The organism is Microbispora sp. CL1-1 (genome assembly GCF_012034195.1).
In the GTDB taxonomy this organism is placed as follows: Bacteria; Actinomycetota; Actinomycetes; order Streptosporangiales; family Streptosporangiaceae; genus Microbispora.
Window position 1 is genome coordinate 80,012 of record NZ_JAATEK010000027.1, and the last position, 16,421, is coordinate 96,432.

The 16,421-nt window shown below is 70.1% G+C and carries 19 protein-coding genes, 1 tRNA gene and 1 pseudogene; 11 read left to right on the forward strand and 10 right to left on the reverse strand.

From position 1 onward, the window contains the following. Positions 1–864: an SDR family oxidoreductase gene (locus tag HCK04_RS27290; protein WP_142650251.1), complete on the forward strand. Its 864-nt coding sequence runs from the start codon at positions 1–3 to the stop codon at positions 862–864. Positions 865–868: 4 nt separating this feature from the next. On the opposite strand, the gene HCK04_RS27295 is transcribed toward HCK04_RS27290, so the two are convergent. Beyond that, positions 869–1,726 carry a helix-turn-helix transcriptional regulator gene (locus HCK04_RS27295; RefSeq protein WP_205830765.1) on the reverse strand — a complete coding sequence of 286 codons (858 nt, stop codon included), beginning with the start codon at positions 1,724–1,726 and terminating at the stop codon, positions 869–871. 102 nt (positions 1,727–1,828) lie between these two features. Between HCK04_RS27295 and HCK04_RS27300 the strand changes: the two genes are divergently transcribed. Together HCK04_RS27300 and HCK04_RS27305 are read left to right on the forward strand one after the other, a co-directional pair. Beyond that, positions 1,829–2,524, forward strand: coding sequence for an SDR family NAD(P)-dependent oxidoreductase (locus HCK04_RS27300; RefSeq protein WP_142650253.1), 696 nt, complete (start codon positions 1,829–1,831; stop codon positions 2,522–2,524). A 64-nt stretch (positions 2,525–2,588) separates the two neighbouring features. Continuing rightward, the gene (locus tag HCK04_RS27305; protein ID WP_142650254.1) at positions 2,589–3,218 is read left to right on the forward strand and encodes a GNAT family N-acetyltransferase; all 630 of its coding nucleotides are present in this window, start codon (positions 2,589–2,591) and stop codon (positions 3,216–3,218) included. Positions 3,219–3,235: 17 nt separating this feature from the next. Here HCK04_RS27305 and HCK04_RS27310 read toward each other — a convergent pair whose 3' ends face one another. Next, positions 3,236–3,604, reverse strand: a complete 369-nt coding sequence (locus HCK04_RS27310; RefSeq protein ID WP_142650255.1) for a barstar family protein — start codon at positions 3,602–3,604, stop codon at positions 3,236–3,238. Between the two features lie 8 nt (positions 3,605–3,612). Then, positions 3,613–4,026: a ribonuclease domain-containing protein gene (locus HCK04_RS27315; RefSeq protein WP_205830766.1), complete on the reverse strand. Its 414-nt coding sequence runs from the start codon at positions 4,024–4,026 to the stop codon at positions 3,613–3,615. A 154-nt stretch (positions 4,027–4,180) separates the two neighbouring features. Between HCK04_RS27315 and HCK04_RS27320 the strand changes: the two genes are divergently transcribed. Further along, positions 4,181–5,008 (forward strand): glycoside hydrolase family 16 protein, encoded by an 828-nt coding sequence (locus HCK04_RS27320; RefSeq protein WP_168066304.1) that lies wholly within the window; start codon positions 4,181–4,183, stop codon positions 5,006–5,008. 170 nt (positions 5,009–5,178) lie between these two features. Here the strand turns inward: HCK04_RS27320 and HCK04_RS43785 are convergent, their stop codons facing one another. Continuing rightward, positions 5,179–5,301: a hypothetical protein gene (locus HCK04_RS43785; RefSeq protein WP_260617419.1), complete on the reverse strand. Its 123-nt coding sequence runs from the start codon at positions 5,299–5,301 to the stop codon at positions 5,179–5,181. 209 nt (positions 5,302–5,510) lie between these two features. Here HCK04_RS43785 and HCK04_RS27325 point away from each other — a divergent pair, with 209 nt between their 5' ends. Together HCK04_RS27325 and HCK04_RS27330 are read left to right on the forward strand one after the other, a co-directional pair. Further along, positions 5,511–5,969: a MaoC family dehydratase gene (locus tag HCK04_RS27325; RefSeq protein ID WP_142650257.1), complete on the forward strand. Its 459-nt coding sequence runs from the start codon at positions 5,511–5,513 to the stop codon at positions 5,967–5,969. A 121-nt stretch (positions 5,970–6,090) separates the two neighbouring features. Beyond that, a tRNA-Arg gene (locus HCK04_RS27330) sits at positions 6,091–6,163 on the forward strand. A 278-nt stretch (positions 6,164–6,441) separates the two neighbouring features. On the opposite strand, the gene HCK04_RS27335 is transcribed toward HCK04_RS27330, so the two are convergent. The 5 genes and pseudogenes from HCK04_RS27335 to HCK04_RS27355 form a co-directional block, all read right to left on the reverse strand. After that, positions 6,442–7,068 carry a DUF6518 family protein gene (locus HCK04_RS27335; RefSeq protein ID WP_205830767.1) on the reverse strand — a complete coding sequence of 209 codons (627 nt, stop codon included), beginning with the start codon at positions 7,066–7,068 and terminating at the stop codon, positions 6,442–6,444. Between the two features lie 157 nt (positions 7,069–7,225). Next, positions 7,226–7,535 (reverse strand): annotated as a pseudogene (locus tag HCK04_RS27340) (transposase); the annotation flags it as partial. A gap of 289 nt (positions 7,536–7,824) precedes the next feature. After that, positions 7,825–8,226 carry a carboxymuconolactone decarboxylase family protein gene (locus HCK04_RS27345; RefSeq protein WP_076438604.1) on the reverse strand — a complete coding sequence of 134 codons (402 nt, stop codon included), beginning with the start codon at positions 8,224–8,226 and terminating at the stop codon, positions 7,825–7,827. Beyond that, the gene (locus tag HCK04_RS27350) at positions 8,223–9,263 is read right to left on the reverse strand and encodes an aldo/keto reductase (protein WP_142650258.1); all 1,041 of its coding nucleotides are present in this window, start codon (positions 9,261–9,263) and stop codon (positions 8,223–8,225) included. The genes HCK04_RS27345 and HCK04_RS27350 overlap by 4 nt, the downstream gene beginning before the upstream one ends. A 17-nt stretch (positions 9,264–9,280) precedes the next feature. Further along, positions 9,281–10,744, reverse strand: coding sequence for an aldehyde dehydrogenase (locus tag HCK04_RS27355; RefSeq protein ID WP_240971848.1), 1,464 nt, complete (start codon positions 10,742–10,744; stop codon positions 9,281–9,283). Between the two features lie 99 nt (positions 10,745–10,843). Between HCK04_RS27355 and HCK04_RS27360 the strand changes: the two genes are divergently transcribed. The 4 genes from HCK04_RS27360 (at position 10,844) to HCK04_RS27375 (ending at position 14,594) form a co-directional block, all read left to right on the forward strand. After that, positions 10,844–11,506 (forward strand): TetR/AcrR family transcriptional regulator, encoded by a 663-nt coding sequence (locus HCK04_RS27360; protein WP_142650259.1) that lies wholly within the window; start codon positions 10,844–10,846, stop codon positions 11,504–11,506. Between the two features lie 322 nt (positions 11,507–11,828). Beyond that, positions 11,829–12,674, forward strand: coding sequence for a peptidoglycan-binding protein (locus tag HCK04_RS27365; RefSeq protein ID WP_205830768.1), 846 nt, complete (start codon positions 11,829–11,831; stop codon positions 12,672–12,674). A gap of 38 nt (positions 12,675–12,712) precedes the next feature. Continuing rightward, positions 12,713–13,609 (forward strand): peptidase inhibitor family I36 protein, encoded by an 897-nt coding sequence (locus tag HCK04_RS27370; protein WP_142650260.1) that lies wholly within the window; start codon positions 12,713–12,715, stop codon positions 13,607–13,609. A gap of 34 nt (positions 13,610–13,643) precedes the next feature. Further along, entirely contained in the window at positions 13,644–14,594 is a 951-nt protein-coding gene (locus HCK04_RS27375; protein ID WP_205830769.1) for a SpoIID/LytB domain-containing protein, read from the forward strand. Positions 14,595–14,662: 68 nt separating this feature from the next. On the opposite strand, the gene HCK04_RS27380 is transcribed toward HCK04_RS27375, so the two are convergent. Continuing rightward, positions 14,663–15,511, reverse strand: a complete 849-nt coding sequence (locus HCK04_RS27380) for an NBR1-Ig-like domain-containing protein (RefSeq protein ID WP_168066305.1) — start codon at positions 15,509–15,511, stop codon at positions 14,663–14,665. A gap of 344 nt (positions 15,512–15,855) precedes the next feature. Here HCK04_RS27380 and cpt point away from each other — a divergent pair, with 344 nt between their 5' ends. Then, positions 15,856–16,380: a chloramphenicol phosphotransferase CPT gene (gene cpt / locus HCK04_RS27385; RefSeq protein WP_142650287.1), complete on the forward strand. Its 525-nt coding sequence runs from the start codon at positions 15,856–15,858 to the stop codon at positions 16,378–16,380. Positions 16,381–16,421: the final 41 nt, after the last annotated feature.

Consider the following 16,421-nt stretch of genomic DNA (forward strand, 5'->3'; position numbering starts at 1 on the left):
GTGGGCTCTTCGTACGTTGTCACCGGAGGCGGCCGCGGAGTCGGACGTGCGGTCGTCGAACGGCTCCTCGCCGCCGCGAACAGCGCCGCCGCGAACAGCGCCGCCGCGAACAGCGCCGACGGGAACAGCGCCGACGGGAACAGCGCCGACGGGAACAGCGCCGACGGGAACAGCGTCGTCGTGATCGAGTTCGACCCGTCGGCGCTCGAGTGGACCCGCACCCACCCGGCCGGTTCGCGGGTCATCGCGGTGGCCGGGGACGCCGCGGACGAGGCCGTCGCGGAGCGGGCCGCCGACCTGGCGCAGGCCGCGGGCCCGCTGGCCGGCTGGGTCAACAACGCCGCCGTGTTCCGCGAGGCGTCACTGGACTGCCCGCCGGCGCGCGAGGTCCTGGAGCACATCGACGCCAACCTCGCCCCCGCGGTCGTCGGCTGCATGACGGCGATCCGCCGCTTCCTCAGCGCCGGCGCGGGCGGGGCGATCGTCAACGTCTCCTCTCACCAGGCGCAGCGGCCGGTGCGCGGCTCCTTGCCGTACGCGACGGCGAAGGCCGCGGTCGAAGGGCTCACCCGGGCGCTCGCCGTCAACTACGGACCCCAAGGCGTACGGGTCAACGCCGTCGCCCTCGGCTCGATCGGCACCGAACGCTATGAGGCGTTCCTGCAAAGCCAGGAGCCCGCGGCGGCCGCACGCATCGAGAACGAGATGAGCCTGCTGCATCCGGTCGGCAGGGTCGGACGCCCTGAGGAAGTGGCCGCCGCCATCGCCTATCTGCTGTCCGACGACGCGAGTTTCGTCAACGGCGCGACCATCCCTGTGGACGGAGGCCGGTCGATACTCGGGCGCGACCCCGAGGAAGCCTGAAACTTCACAGCCGGGCCGTGACACCGGCGACGCGGGCGAGGTCGAGCTTGGTCTCGTCCTCGCTGCCCGGGACGGCCGTGTAGATGACGATCTTCAGGTCGTTGTCCGGGTCGGCGAGCACGTCGCAGTCGACGGTGATGTCGCCGATCATCGGATGGCGGATCGTTTTGCGCTCCTCGGCGTGGCGGCCGACGGCGCCGGAGTGCCACAACCGGGCGAACCGCGGGTTGCCGTCCAGCGTCCGGCGGATCAGCCCGCTGAGGCGGGCGTCCTGCGGATAACGGCCGGAGGCGCGGCGCAGGTCGGCGACGATGGCCCGGTCGGTCGCCTCCACGTTCTCCGAGATCACGGGCCATGCCGCGAGGCGCCCCCGATCGGACGGCACGGGAAAACGCGAGCGCACCAGATTGCGCTCCTCCGGCGCGAGCACGGAAGGGTCGCCGAGGAGCGCCGCCCAGCTCCGGTTCCACCACAGCAGCCGCCAGTCGGCGGCGAACACGGCGACCGGCGCGTCGCCCAGGCGGGTGAGCACCCGCTGCATCCCGGGTGGAACGTGGTCACTGATCACGCCGTCCGAGGGCGGCTGCAGCCCGGCGAGCCGATAGAGGTGGTCGCGCTCGGCGGCGTCGAGTTGCAGCGCCCGCCCCAGCGCGGCGGCGACCTGCGCGGACGGCGTGGTCGCCCGGCCCTGCTCCAGCCGTACGACGTAGTCCACCGAGACGCCCGCGAGGTCGGCCAGCTCCTCGCGGCGCAGCCCGGCCGCACGGCGTACGCGACCGGCGGGCAGTCCGACAGCCGCGGGCGAGAGCCGGTCGCGCCAGGCGCGGATCGTCGCGCCGAGGCTCGTCTCGTCTGTCGTCATGTGCCCCATTCTGCGGCGGCGGCCGGAGGCCAGGGTGGTACTGCCTGTCCTACCGGCGAGCTCTCCCTGGCTGTGCGCACCCGGAAGGACGACGCTCGACGCATGACCATCACCTTCATCACCGGGGCCAACAAGGGCCTCGGATTCGAGACCGCCCGCCGCCTCGTCGACCTCGGCCACACCGTCGTCCTCGGTGCCCGGGACCCCGAGTGCGGGCAGGCGGCGGCCGGCAAGCTCGGCGTACGGTTCGTGCGAATCGACGTGACGGACGACGCGTCCGTCGCCGCCGCGGCGGAAGACGTCGCCGCGCACGAGGGCCGCGTCGACGTCCTGATCAACAATGCCGGGATCATCGGCGCGCACGTGCCCGCCGACGAGCTGACCTCGGCCCACGCCCTGGAGGTCTACCAGACGAACGTCGTGGGCATCATCCGCGTGACCAGCTCCTTCCTGCCGCTTCTCCGCAAGTCGGAGCACCCGGCGATCGTCAACGTGAGCAGCGGCACGGGCTCGTTCGCGCTGACCCACGACCCCGGCCGGGTGGAGTCGACGGTGGTGGGGCCGCTGTACACGTCGTCGAAGTCCGCGGTGACGATGCTCACGACGCAGTACGCGAAGGCGTTGCCCGGCATCCGGGTCAACGCCGCCGACCCCGGCTACACGGCGACCGACCTCAACGGGCACAGCGGCCACCAGACCGTGGCCGAGGGGACCGACGCGATCGTGACGCTGGCGACCGAGGGGGCCGACGCCGGAACCGGCCGGTTCATCGACCGTTCCGGGCCCGTGCCGTGGTGACAGGCGTAGTGGTGGCTGCCGAGACCGTTTTGAGCGGGTCGCGGCCGGTGGCTACCGTTTTCCGGTGATCACCTTGGCTGACGTCCTCGCTCGCGCGGCCTGCGGGCACCCGCCCGAGCCGGGCGGCGGTCCGACCGTCGTTCCGCAGCCGTCCGCGCGGCACGCGGGGGTCATCGCCTTCACCGCGCACAACGTGATCTTCGCCGATGTCGGCGAGGACTGGATCAGGTCACGGCTGCCCGCCGACGATCTGTCGGCGCCGCTCAACCCGCCGTTCCTCGGCGACCTGGAGGAACGCACGGGACGCCGGGTGAACAACATCGACATGCTCGCCCTGGCCGCCCCCGCCGAAGGTCCCCCGCCCGTCGAGCTGGCCGAAGTCACCGACGCCGCCCATCCGCGCGTCGAGCGTGCCCATCTCTATCGCGACGACGTACGCGTCTGGACCTGTCCGGGCGGGCTCGTGCTCGTCGGACGGGGAGTGGGCGGGCGGTGGGAGGTCGCGATCGAGGTCGAGCCGGCCGCTCGTGGGCGCGGCCTCGGCCGCACCCTCGCCCGTGCGGCCCGGCATCTCACCCCCCACCCGCTCTGGGCGCAGATCGCCCCGGGCAACGCCGCGAGCGTACGGGCGTTCCTCGCCGCGGGATACGTGCCGATCGGCGCCGAGGCGCTCCTCGTCCCGCCTGCTGAGTGAAGGGCCGTACGGGCAGGTCAGGGCAGAGACTCGGTCAGGCGGCGGCGGAGCCGGGGCTCGTGAGCGGGGTCCGTGTGGAGGGTCAGGGTCAGCCCGGCCTCGGCGGCGTCGGCGAGGACGGCGAGCAGGGTGGCGAACTGCCCGGGAGGCTCCGCGTCGAGCAGCTCCTCGGCGTGCTCCACGGCCAGATGGACCGGCCCGACATCGCGCAGGGAGTCGGTGAGGGCGTCCCAGTTGCGGCCGAAGTACGCCGGGAACCGCAGGGCCCGTGCCACCTCGTCGAAGAAGGCGGCACGGGTCCGGCAGGCCCGTCCGTCGACGACCGCCGGGGCCGTGTCGGTGGTCACCGTGAGCCACGGGGGCAGCGGACGCTCGGCGGAGGCCATAGGGGTCCTTAAAGCCGGTAGAAGTCGGTGTAGTGGTTGGGCGAGAACCAGGTCACGCCGGTGGTGCGGTTGACGACGATCCGGTACGCGTCACGCGAGGCGCCCCGCGCACGGGAGTAGACGTCGTACTCGTAGTAGGTGGCGCCGGCCGGAAGCCGGCCCTCCCGGTTGTAGAAGCGCCCGCCGGTGTAGTTGTACCTGCCGTCCGGCCAGGAGTACCAGCCGCTGCTGGTGGGATAGCCCTTCCCGGCCCAGATCGTGTTCGCCGAGCGGGCGTCCGCGCAGCGCGAGATGGTGCAGGAGTTGTAGACCGACGCGTGGGCGGGGGTGGTGCCGGTCACCCCGGTGAGGGACACGATGGCGGCGATCACGACGGCGAGCCGTCCCGGCCAGGACGGCCGGAAGCGTCGCGGAGTCTGCACGAGACCTCCTTGTGGGGGCGAGGGGACAGACATTCGCCAGCATCACCTCGAAACCGGGACGAACCAAGATAGAGATCGGTGAACTCCCGTCGTCCTTTTCCGATATGCCCTTGTGCAGGCTTCGTTCCCCCACGGATAGATCCAGGATTGACGCATGAACGACACGTACGCGCTGGATCCGGCGGCGAAGGCCGGTTACGTGCTGGAGTTCGAGGACACCTTCGACGGGGACGAGCTCGACGAGAGCCGCTGGATCCCGCGTTATCTGCCCCAATGGACCACACGCGCCGCCTCGGCGGCCCGATATCGCGTGGCGGACGGCCACCTGCGCCTGCTGATCGAGGAGGACCAGCCGCCGTGGTCGCCGAAAATGGAGGGCCGGATGCGGGTGTCCTCACTGCAGACGGGCGTGTTCTCCGGGCCGGTGGGCAGCGCCGTCGGCCAGCACGGCCGGGGCGGCCGGGCCGTCGTCCGCGAGGCACAGGACGAGGCGCGGCTCTACACCCCGCACTTCGGCCTGATCGAGATGCGCGCCCGGGCCACCGACGATCCGCGCGCCATGGTCGCACTGTGGATGATCGGTTTCGAGGACGCGCCCGAGCGGTCCGCGGAGATCTGCGTCTGCGAGATCTTCGGACGTGACGTACGCCCGGACGCGACGGCGGTCGGCATGGGCGTCCACCCGTTCGGCGACCCCACGATCACCGACGAGTTCGCCGCCGAGGTCCTCCCCATCGACGCGCGTGAGTTCCACGTGTACGCGGCCGAGTGGACCCCGGACCGGGTGACGTTCTTCGTGGACGGCCGGCACGTCAAGACCATCCGGCAGTCCCCGGACTATCCGATGCAGCTCATGCTCGGCATCTACGAGTTTCCCGACCTTCCCGACGCTCTCGGTGCCGAGGGGCCCGAGCGGGTGGGGCCGTACCCCAAGGAGTTCGTGGTCGACTACGTGCGGGGCTACCGGCCGGTGGTGGACTGAAACGCGACTGGTGGGTATGAGGCATTTAGGGCGTCATGTCCTGATGCTGAGCCGGCGCATCGTCCTGGTCGCGTCTGTCGCGGGTGGTGGCCCGGAAGCGCGTTCAGGAGCGGTGAGCGACGACCGGTGCCGGCCGGGGCTGGTCTCCGGCCGGCACGTCCCCCCGATGCTCACCCGAACAGCTTGACCAGCAGCAGGATGATGAGCGCCCAGCAGACAAGACCCGCGACGACGACCGCGATGAGTCCGCGAAGCCGATACCGTTTGCCGGGTGGACCGGATGGCTCGTCCACGTTCCCTCCACGTCGAGGCGTGTTCCGGCGTACGCCCCGCCTTGTGCAGATACCCCCGCGGGCAATGGCCCGTTCGTCACCCACAGTGATGTGTTTGTTGCCTATTGGCAGCACGCGCTCGCTCCCCCGATGGAACCAGTGTGGAGGGTAACGCGTTCCGGGTCCTCCGATTCCGGCCGGTCCCGGGTTCGCGTGAATAGGCTGCGGACATGCGGATCTTCACGAACCTCTCGGAACTCAAGGCGGCCAAGGGCGAGCATCTCGGATACACCGACTGGCGAGAGATCAGCCAGGAGAGGGTGAACGCCTTCGCCGACGCGACGGACGACCACCAGTGGATCCACGTGGACCTGGACCGGGCGAAGGAGAGCCCGTTCGGCGGCACCATCGCCCACGGATATCTCACGCTCTCGCTGCTGCCGTCGCTGCTCGGCGAGCTCTACCGCGTGGACGGCCTGCGCATGGCCATCAACTACGGGCTCAACAAGGTGCGCTTCTCGCGGCCGGTTCCCGTCGGGTCCCGCGTACGGGCGGGGGCGGAGATCGTCGACGTCAAGGGCACTCCTTCGGGCACCCTCGCGAACCTCCGCGTCACGATCGAGATCGAGGGAGCCGACAGGCCGGCCTGCGTCGCCGACACGCTCACGCTCTTCGTCCCCCAGGAGTGACCCGACCCGCGCGTACGGGACGGCTTGACCGGGGGCGGAGCGCCTTATTGGCGCAAGCAGGGGTGACGGGTCTGGTAGAGTTACACCCGTTGCAGGGCACCGCAGGTGAACAAGCAGCAAAGCGGCCGTAGCTCAATGGATAGAGCATCTGACTACGGATCAGAAGGTTAGGGGTTCGAGTCCTCTCGGCCGCGCACATCATAGAAGGCCCGTGACCAGGGAAAACCTGGAAACGGGCCTTAGTGTTTTCGGGCTTCACGCGGTCTCTTCCGTGTCTGTGGGAGCCACCTTGGGAGCCACCCGTTTCCGTCGGCCCAGTAGAGCGCTCGAAATGGCTTCCGTCGCCGCTCGCTTGTCGCCCTCCATGAGGTGCCCGTGCACGGCTCGCCAGATGATGCCGTAGCGTCACAGAAGGTGACGGCGATACTGGGAGCCAGGCGGCCCCACAGTGCCTGCGGGTCTGCGATCCACCTCACATCGACACGTACTGAAGTGGGAATCCGATGACCAAGTACGCCAGTGGCGCGAGGACCAGGGCTGTCAGCAGGGTCGGCACCCGCTCTCTTCGCCGACGCGCCATCACCAGCGGTACAAGGACGAGGACGGCCAGACAGGCCCATGCTTGCGGGGCGTAGTGCAGGACGAAGGCATACAAGATGCCTTCCATCCCGAAGACACCTCCCAGCGCGGCGAGCCCGATGACACGGCTACGGATGGTGCGTCCGTTCCGCCACCACAGCCCAGCCACACCGAACAACGAGCCGCTGATGACCGCCATCACAAGCCACATCAGCGGATAGGCGAGGCTGCCCATGCCGTCACGGCCGAACTCCGCGTACCCGTAATACCCGACGACCAGACCGACCGAGGCGCACAGGCCGGCGACGGCGGCTGACCGCGCTGACGCCCAGCCGGCAAGCAGGGCGCCGACGACGAACGCCGGGACACACCAGACGGCACCGGAGTTGGCGATTTGGTTCCAGGCGCCTGGAAGCCAGCCCTGGGCAAGATTGGTGACAACACCGAATCCCAGGCCCGCCAGCAGTGCGGATGTCCACCAACCGCTGAGTTTTGCGATCGGACCGAAGCGGCTGCTCATCGGGAAGATCCCCCCCTGTCTTCCCGCGCTGGATACCGGCGGGGTCGCGACTATATGCAGGCCATACATGATGTGTCCAATTGATGATCATGTCGTCACGGCAAGATCCCTCACTGACAAACCAGCACAATGAGGTGAGGCGGCGCCGGCCGATGCTGAGGAAGGCGTGGTGGATGTCCTCGCGGACTTTCCAGCGGGTGCGCAGTCTGCGGAAGCTGTGCAGCAAGTGCGATGGTCTGCTCGACGACCCAGCGCTGTTTGCCCAGGCCGGAGCCGTGCTCGGTGCCGCGGCGGGCGATCTGCGGGCGCACGCCCAGTGCCCGGACGTGCCTGCGGTACTTGTCGTGGTCGTAGCCGCGGTCACCGACGACGACGTCAGGGCGTCGGCGGAGCCGTCCGCGGCAAGCTCCGCGCTTGCCGCGGACGGGCGGGATGGCCTCCAGCAGGCGGATGAACTGGGTGACGTCGCCCGCGGTTGCCGAAGAACTCGAAGCAGCCGTTGCGGGTCGGCCGCCTGGCCTGCGTCTCGAAGTGGGCGCCCGGCCCGCTGAAACCGTGCATGAAGATCACGGGCCGGTGCTTGTGCGTCCCCGCCCACGAGGCGGGCGCCCACGGGACGCGGGCCGCCACGACCGCCGACAACGCCGCCGCCAGGCGACGACCCCCGCGTATCCTCATCCGGAGCTCCTCCAGCCGAAGAGAACATTCTTCTGGTCCCTGTCGGTGTCGATCATGAGGCCGCCCCCGGCAACGGGCCTACGCTTGGTGGACCTCCTGGAAGACCTCCCGGGCGACGCGGTAACCATCGAAGGCCCGGGCCGCGCCGGCGTACGCCTCGATGTGCACGAACGCCTCCACGATCTCCTCTGGGGTGACGCCGTTGTTGAGCGCGATGCGCAGCTGCCCGCGCAGCGGTTCGAGCGTGCCCAGGGTCGCGGCGATCGTCACGGAGACGAGGGCGCGGGTGCGGGTGTCGAGGACATCGGTGCGCGGCCACGCGTCGCCGAAGGTGTGCCGGGTGGCCAGGCGCATGAAGTCGGCGGCGTTGGCCGGCTCACCCGGGCCGGGTTCCAGGAACGGCTCCAGCCTCCTGCCGAGCAGGTGCGCGGCGGTGTCGAGCGCGGCCTCGTAGCCGGGTTCCCGCTGGGTGTCGGTCATGTGGTTCCTTCCGGATCAGTGCTGGGGCGCGCGTTGAGCGCGCCGTACTGGCCGCCGCGCACCCGCGCGGGGTCGAACAGGACCGACAGGTGGGCGACGTCGTCCGCGCTCAGCGGTACGGCCGTCGCGGCGGCGTTCTGGCGCGCGTACTCCGGCCGCTTGGTGCCGGGGATGGGCGCGATGTCGTACGGCTGGGCGAGCAGCCAGGCCAGGGCGACCTGGCCCGGGGCGTGTCCCCGCTCGTCGGCGAACGCCTTCAGCCCCTCGATGAGGCGGAGGTTGTCCGCGAAGTTCTCCGCCTGGAACTTGGGCAGGGTCGAGCGGAAGTCGTCACTGGTGAACGAGGTCTCGCGGGTGAAGCGGCCGGCGAGCGCGGCCCGCCCCAGCGGGCTGTACGGGACGAAGGTGATGCCCAGCTCGCGGCAGGCGGGCAGCACCTCCTGCTCCACCTCGCGGGCCCAGAGCGAGTACTCGCTCTGGAGGGCCGAGATCGGCGCCACGGCGGACGCCCGGTGCAGGATGTCCGGACCGACCGCGCTGAGCCCGATCGCGCGCACCTTGCCCGCGGTCACCAGCTCGGCCATCGCGCCGACGGTGTCCTCGATCGGCACGGTGGTGTCGTGGCGGTGGACGTAGTAGAGGTCGATGTGGTCGACGCCCAGGCGGCGCAGGCTGGCCTCGCAGGCGGCGGCCACGTACTCGGGGCGGCCGTCGTAGACCACCCCGCCCTCCTCCGATGGCCGCGCCCCGAACTTGGTCGCCAGGACCACCCGGTCGCGCAGGCCGCGCACGGCGCGGCCGAGCAGTTCCTCGTTGTGGCCGAAGCCCTTCTGGGGCTGTCCGGTGGCCGCGCCGGCGGCGCCGTAGATGTCGGAGGTGTCGAAGAAGTCGATGCCGGCCTCGACGGCGGCGTGGATCGTGGCGACGGACTCCGCCTCGCCGGCGTCGCCGTAGAACTGGGACATCCCCATGCAGCCCAGGCCGATCGGCCGGACGGAGATGTCGGTGTGCCCGAGGGTGACACGGGCTTCGCTCATGATGGTTCTCCTGGTCCTCAGGCGGCGATGGTCTTGTACTCGACGTACTGGGCGAGGCCGGCGACGCCGAACTCCCGGCCGATGCCGCTGCTCTTGTAGCCGCCGAAGGCGCCGTCGTAGGTAGGCGCGGCGCCGTTGACGGTCATCCACCCGGTACGGATCCTGCGGGCGACCTCGATGCCGTGCTCCCGGTCGGCGGCCCAGACGCCGCCGCCGAGTCCGTACTCGGAGTCGTTGGCGATGCGGACCGCGTCGTCCTCGTCGTCGAACGGGATGACGACCAGGACCGGGCCGAAGATCTCCTCGCGGGCGATCCGCATGTCGCTGTCGACATCGGCGAACAGCGTCGGACGGACGTAGTACCCGCCCTCCAGCCCGTCAGGGGTCTCGAGTCCGCCGGTCACCATCCGGGCGCCTTCGGCGATGCCGAGCTCGATGTAGGAGCGCACCCGCTGCTGCTGGTCGGCGCGGACCATGGGCCCGATGAAGGTCTCGGGGTCGGAAGGGTCGCCGACCCGGACGTCCTCCATCATGGCGGCCAGCGCCGCGACGACCTCCTCGTAGCGGCTGCGCGGGGCGAGGATGCGGGTGTGGGCCACGCAGTTCTCGGCGTTGTTGCCCAGCGACAGGGCCCTGAGGCCTGCCACGACCGCCGTCAGGTCGGCGTCCTCAAGGATGATCGAGGCGGACTTGCCGCCCAGCTCCAGGCTGACCCGCTTGAGCTGCTCCCCGGCGACGGAGGCGATGCGCCGGCCGGCCGTGGTGGAGCCGGTGAAGGCGATCTTGTCGACGCCGGGGTGGGCGACCAGATACTCGCTGGTCTCGCGGCCCGCGGGCAGGATGCTCACCACTCCCTCGGGCAGCCCGGCCGCGTCGAAGACCTCGGCGAGCGCCAGGGCGTCCAGCGCCGTCTCCGGGGAGGCCTTCAGGACGACCGTGCAGCCGGCGAGCAGCGCGGGAACCAGCTTGACCAGGGCCGACTGGTGTGGAGCGTTCCACGGGATCACCGCCGCGACCACGCCGACGGGTTCCCGGCGCAGCCGCGTCGTGGCGTCGCCTACGGCGCCCACCTCCTCCTCCCAGCCGAGAGCGGCGGCGGCGCGCACGTACGCCTCCGTCATCTCCGGGAGGGACTGCACGTGCGTCCAGCGGGTGAACCACAGCGGCGAGCCGTTCTCGGCGGTGACCAGGGCCGCGAACTCCTCGGCGCGGACCGCGTAGAGCTTGGAGAACCGCTCCACGACGGCGCTCCGTTCCTGCGGGCTCATCCGGGGCCAGGGGCCCTCGTCGAACGCCCGGCGGGCGGCGGCGACCGCCCGGTCGACGTCGGCGGGGGCGGCGTGCGGCGCGGTCCCGACCAGCGAGCGGTCGTGCGGGGAACGCACCTCCAGGACGTCCGCGGTGGCCGGGGCGACCCACTGGCCGCCGATGTACAGGTTCGGGTAGGTGATCACGGAAATACCCTTCATGTAGGTGTCCATCGGACCTTTATGACTATAGCGGTCCAGTGGACACGTAACAAGTGTCCGATGGACCGCTAATATGGGGCTGCCATGATCAGCGGTGCGCGAGGAGGTTCGATGGACGAGGTGGAGACGCCGTCCTTCCAGCGGGCCAGGCGGCCCGAGCACCGGGAGCTCCGCAAGCAGGAGATCCTGGACGCCGCGGAGGCGCTGCTGGCCGAGATGCCCGCCGAGGAGATCAGCCTCCGGGAGCTGGGGCGCCGGCTCGGGGTGTCCAAGACGCATGTGGTGCGCTATTTCGAGAGCCGGGAGGGCGTCTTCCTGGGGCTGCTCGCCAGGCTCCGGCTGGCCTGGCTCGACGCGCTGGCGGACGAGTGGCCGGCCGCGCCGTGCGAGCCCGACCAGGTGATGCGGGCCTGGGCCGATTCGCTCGCCGCCCGGCCGGTCCTGTGCCAGCTGTGGAGTCTGCTGCCGACCGTCCTGGAGCGGAACGTCTCCGCCGGCACCGTGCGCGCCTACAAGTTCATCGACCTGGAGCACCGCACCCGGCTGGCGGAGCTGGTCAGGGAGCGGGTGCCGGCCCTCGGCGCGGATGACGCTCTCACGCTGACGGAGTACGCCGTCGTCGCGCTGGTGGGCCTGTGGTCGTTCAGCAACCCGACCCCGACCATCGTCGAGGCCACGTCCGACCCCCGGCTCGCGGGCTCCCGGGTGGACTTCGCCACCATGTACGGCGAGATCCTGCAGACCACCCTCGCCGGTCTGCTCGCCCGAGCGTGAGCCGCCCCCGGTTCGGCGGACCGGCCGGACGGACTCGGCGAGGGTCTCAGCGGTATGTGGAGCGAGCGATTGCCTCCACTCCACTTGGGGCAGTTCGTCATCGCTATCCCGTAAGGCGCGCAATGCGGCCTGGTCTCCGTCATTCAGAAGGCCCGTCACCGGAGTCCGGGCGACGCCGCCCTGTCAGGCGGCTCGTACGGCCTGTACGGAGTGCCTGCCGTACAGGCTGACAACACGATCGCGTTGTGGACGCAGCTCGTGATCCGAAACCGTGGGTCCCGCCGCAGGAGTCACCTGCCGGCGTTGGACACCAGGAGAAACGATGAAGCTGCCTCCACGCGCCGCCGGCCTCATGGCGGCCGCCGTGCTCGCCTGCCTGACCGGGATGCCCGGGGCACCGGCGGCACAGGCGGCCGAGGCCGGGGCACTGCCGAGCGTGGACATGGAAGCCACCGTCAAGGCAGCCCAGATCGACCCGCGGCGGCCTGACAACACGCTGACCCCGGGGGCCAGGGCCAGCGTGCTGCTCGTGGAGAGGGCGCTGCGCGACCGGCGCCTGCTCGACGCGAAGTGGGTGGACGGTTACTTCGGCACCACGACGATCGCCGCCTTCGCCAAGTTCCAGAGGTCGCTCGGCCGCACCGGTCTGGCCGCCAGCGGCCTTCCGGACACGGCGTCGCTCACCAGGCTCGGAGCCGGCCGGTTCACGGTCACCCACGTCATCGGGCCGGGGGCCCGGGTGTCCACCGGCGGCGTCGTCGTGGACGCCCGTACGCGGAGCATGCTGGCCGAGGCGAAGCGGCTGCTCGGCCGCGACCTCGTGCTGTTGCAGGGGTCGTACAACCCCGGCGGTGACCCCACGTCCGCGGGCACCCACGACGGCGGGGGCGTCGTGGACATCTCGGTCAAGGGGATGAGCTCCGCCACTCGTACGGCCGCCGTCCGGGCGTTGCGGCGTGTCGGCTTCGCGGCATGGCTGCGCAACCCCGATCAGGACGACTGGCCGTGGCACATCCACGCCGCCGCCATCAGCGACACCGACCTTTCCAGCCAGGCCCAGCACCAGATCGGCGACTACTACCTCGGCCTGAACGGGCTCGCCGGGCGTGCCCCGGACGACGGCCCGAAGGTGCCCATCCGCACCTGGGAGGAGTACCGGCGCCACTGATCCACAACCCAGCCCGCACAGACACGAAGGAGAACACCATGGGAACGTTCGGCAAGATCCTCACCACGGCTGCCGCCGCGACGATGCTCGGCGGGACGGTGCTCGCGGCCGCTTCGCCGGCGTCGGCGGCCACGCGCAACGGCGTGTGCGAGGCCGGTGAGTTCTGTTACTACTTCAACAGCGACAACCAGGGGTCGGTGTCCGACTTCACCGGGTCTGTGGCCGATTACGGTACGAAGCAGCCGTCCTGCTACGACTTCAAGGGGCCCGGCGCCGGCAAGGGCAAGTGCATCAAGAACGAGGCCGCCTCGGTCTGGAACCGCAGCAGTAAGACCGTACGCGTCTACTACAACAGCAACTACGGCGGCAGCGTCTACCAGGACTTCGCGCCCGGGGCCAAGGGCAACCTCAAGCCCGGCCTCAAGAACCAGAACGCCTCCCACCAGTTCGGCCCGTCGTCGTCGGCGCGCGTCGACATGTCGTACGCGCTGTACAAGACCAGCGGTGGTCGCATCAGCTGCGGCTTCGACGGTTACGTCCACACTTCCGGGCGGCATGAGGGCATCGACATCGCCCGCAGCATCGGTTCGGACGTCCACGCCCTGGTGAGCGGCCGGGTCATCAACGTCGTGCGCGGGCGCAACGGCGGCAAGGGGCTCTCCACGATCGCCATCTACAACGCCTCGCTGAACAAGACGATCATCTATCTCCACTCCGATCCGCTGTCCTCGCTGCGCGTGGGCCAGCAGATCGCGCGCGGCCAGCTCATCGCGGAAGAGGCGTGGCACGGGATCTCGTCCAGCTCGGCCGCGCACACCCACGTCGAGATGCGTCCCGGACGGAAGACGCTCGCCGCCAAGAGCGTCGGCGACCCGACGCTGAGCAACCCGAACCCGAACTCGTTCTGGATCTCCCAGGGCTACAACATCCGCTAGCGGATCGCGGCCTGCGATGAGGAGGAAGACACCTGTGTCTCCACGAACTGCACGGCTGATCTCGCCGTTCACCGCGGCTGCCGCCGCGCTGGCGCTCGGCGGGACGGTGCTCGCGGCCGCTTCGCCGGCGTCGGCGGCCACGCGCAACGGCGTGTGCGAGGCCGGTGAGTTCTGTTACTACTTCAACAGCGACAACCAGGGGTCGGTGTCCGACTTCACCGGGTCTGTGGCCGATTACGGTACGAAGCAGCCGTCCTGCTACGACTTCAAGGGGCCCGGCGCCGGCAAGGGCAAGTGCATCAAGAACGAGGCCGCCTCGGTCTGGAACCGCAGCAGTAAGACCGTACGCGTCTACTACAACAGCGACTACGGCGGCAGCGTCTACCAGGACTTCGCGCCCGGGGCCAAGGGCAACCTCAAGCCCGGCCTCAAGAACCAGAACGCCTCGCATCGGTTCCTGAGCTCCGCACCGCCGATTGGGTGCAAGACCGACGGAACGCACACCAGGCTGCCCACGACGATCCTCGTCTACCGGAAGGCCCTCGACCGCGTCGACCGGGTGGACTTCAAGACGTACATCAAGAACGTCCTGCCCAACGAGTGGCGTTCGCACTGGCCGGCGGAGTCGCTCAAGGCCGGGGCGATCGCGGTCAAGCACTTCGGCTGGTACTGGGCGCTGAGGTCGGCGAGCAAGACGCCGAGCGGCCAGTGCTACGACGTCACCGACGACACGGCCAGCCAGGTGTACAAGCCCGGCTCCGCGACGGCGGCCACGAACGCCGCGGTGGACGCGACCTGGGGCGTCCGGATGACCCGCGACGGGAAGATCTTCAAGGCCCAGTACTGCTCCACGACGACGAAGTGCCGTCACTGGGTCACCGGCGACTGGATGTCGCAGACCGGCTCTCGCGACAAGGCCGAGGCGGGCTGGAGCTACCGCAGGATCCTCACGTACTACTACACGGGGATCACTCTCGGATCCTGACCCCGCGTACGCCTTCGGTTCCCCGCCGTGCCCGCCATGCACGGCGGGGAACCGGCGTCTTACGGCAGTCAGTCGACGATGATCTGGAAGTTCAGCGGCCGGCCGCCGGGGAAGGCGACCCGTCCCGAACCCTCCATCATCTTGAACCGTACGTAGCACAGGCCCGGCTTCTTCGGCGTGATGATGTCGGTCTGGATGTCGACCATCTCTCCGGGGCGCGTGTCCTTGATCGGTATGTCGGAGATGGTCTGGCATTGGTCGGGCTGCTGCGGGAGATCGAGGCGGTGCAGCGAATATCCCTTCCACGGCACCGTCCCGGCGTTCTTGAGCCGCCACACCTTGGTCACGGTCTGGCGGGGGCCGACGTGCGAGCAGTCGGGCAGCGTGATGTCCCCGATGAACTTCGCCGAATCGCCCGCGTGCGCGGGCGGGCTCCACGGAGGACTGGTGGGGTGCACCGGGCAGTCGGCTGCCGAGAGTTTCGCGTTCGACGGGCTCTCGGGCGGATTCGCGCTCTGCCCGTCGGTCCCGGCGCCTCGATCGCCGGTGACCGCGACGAGGACCACTGTCGCCACACCGACGGCCCCTACGGCGAGTGCGGCCGCGGCCGGGCGGGCCGGGCGGAACCGTCCCCGGCCTCCTGGCGCGGACGGAACCGGCCCGTTCGTCGCCGGGGTCTCAGCGGCCGGCCACGGACCTTGTACGACGTCCGTGGCGGCGGTTTCGATTTCGTGAGGCGGGAGGGCCGCCACGGCGCCCGCGCGGTTCGACGGCGCTCCGGCGCTCGCCGACCTGACCGCGAGGTTCGCGCTCTCCCAGCGTTCGCGGTACGCGGCCGGGTCGGCGCCGCACGCCTTGACGAACTCGACGGTGGTCTCCCAGCTCGGGAGCCGGTTGCCCTTGGTGGCCTCGTGCAATGTCGTATGGGAAATCGCGCCTGACCGGCCGGACATTTCGCGAAAAGGTGGGTTCCCGACTGATTTGCGAAGTTCTCGCAGTGCCGCCGCGAAGTCCTCGATCGCCTCCGCCCGTGCACGCATGTCGTCCACCAGGGTGAAGCTAACAGCGCCCACGGTATTCGCTCAAGCGAACGGAGAATCTCGCGCACGTCCCGTCGTGGCTCGTCCGACGCCTGTCGCCGTACGGGAAATCGCGTGTGCCGGGCGCCTCCCGGTAAGTCGTGGACGGTAAGGGCGGGTCAGGGGAAAAGGTGTTGGAGCCGCGAGGGGTCGCCCTTTAACGTGGCGCAGTGGCTACGCAGGTGATTGTCCTCAATGGCGGTTCCAGCTCGGGAAAGTCCGGGATCTCCCGGTGTTTGCAGGCGGTCCTGCCGGATCCGTGGCTCGCCCTCTCGGTCGACACCATGGTCGAGGCGCTGCCCGCCTCCATGCGCGGATCGGACGCGGGGATCACTTTCGCACCGGACGGCCAGGTCGATGTCGGGCCGGCGTTCCAGGCGCTGGACGCGGCGTGGACGGAGGGGATCGCCGCCATGGCCCGCGCGGGCGCCCGGGTCATCGTGGACGACGTGTTCCTCGGCGGGGCGGCCTCCCAGCAACGCTGGCAGAAGGCCCTCGCCGGGCTGGAGGTGCTCTGGGTCGGCGTGAAGTGCGACAGCGCGGTCGCCGCGGGACGCGAGATCGCGCGGGGCGACCGCGTCGAGGGGATGGCCGTGTTGCAGGCGGAAGTGGTTCACGAGGGCGTGGTCTACGACCTCGTGGTGGACACCACGCACACCGAGTCCCTGGCATGCGCGCGGGCCATCGCCGCCCACGTACGTTACTGACGCCGAGGCTGGCAAGAAGATCGATCCCGCCGGGGCGGGCG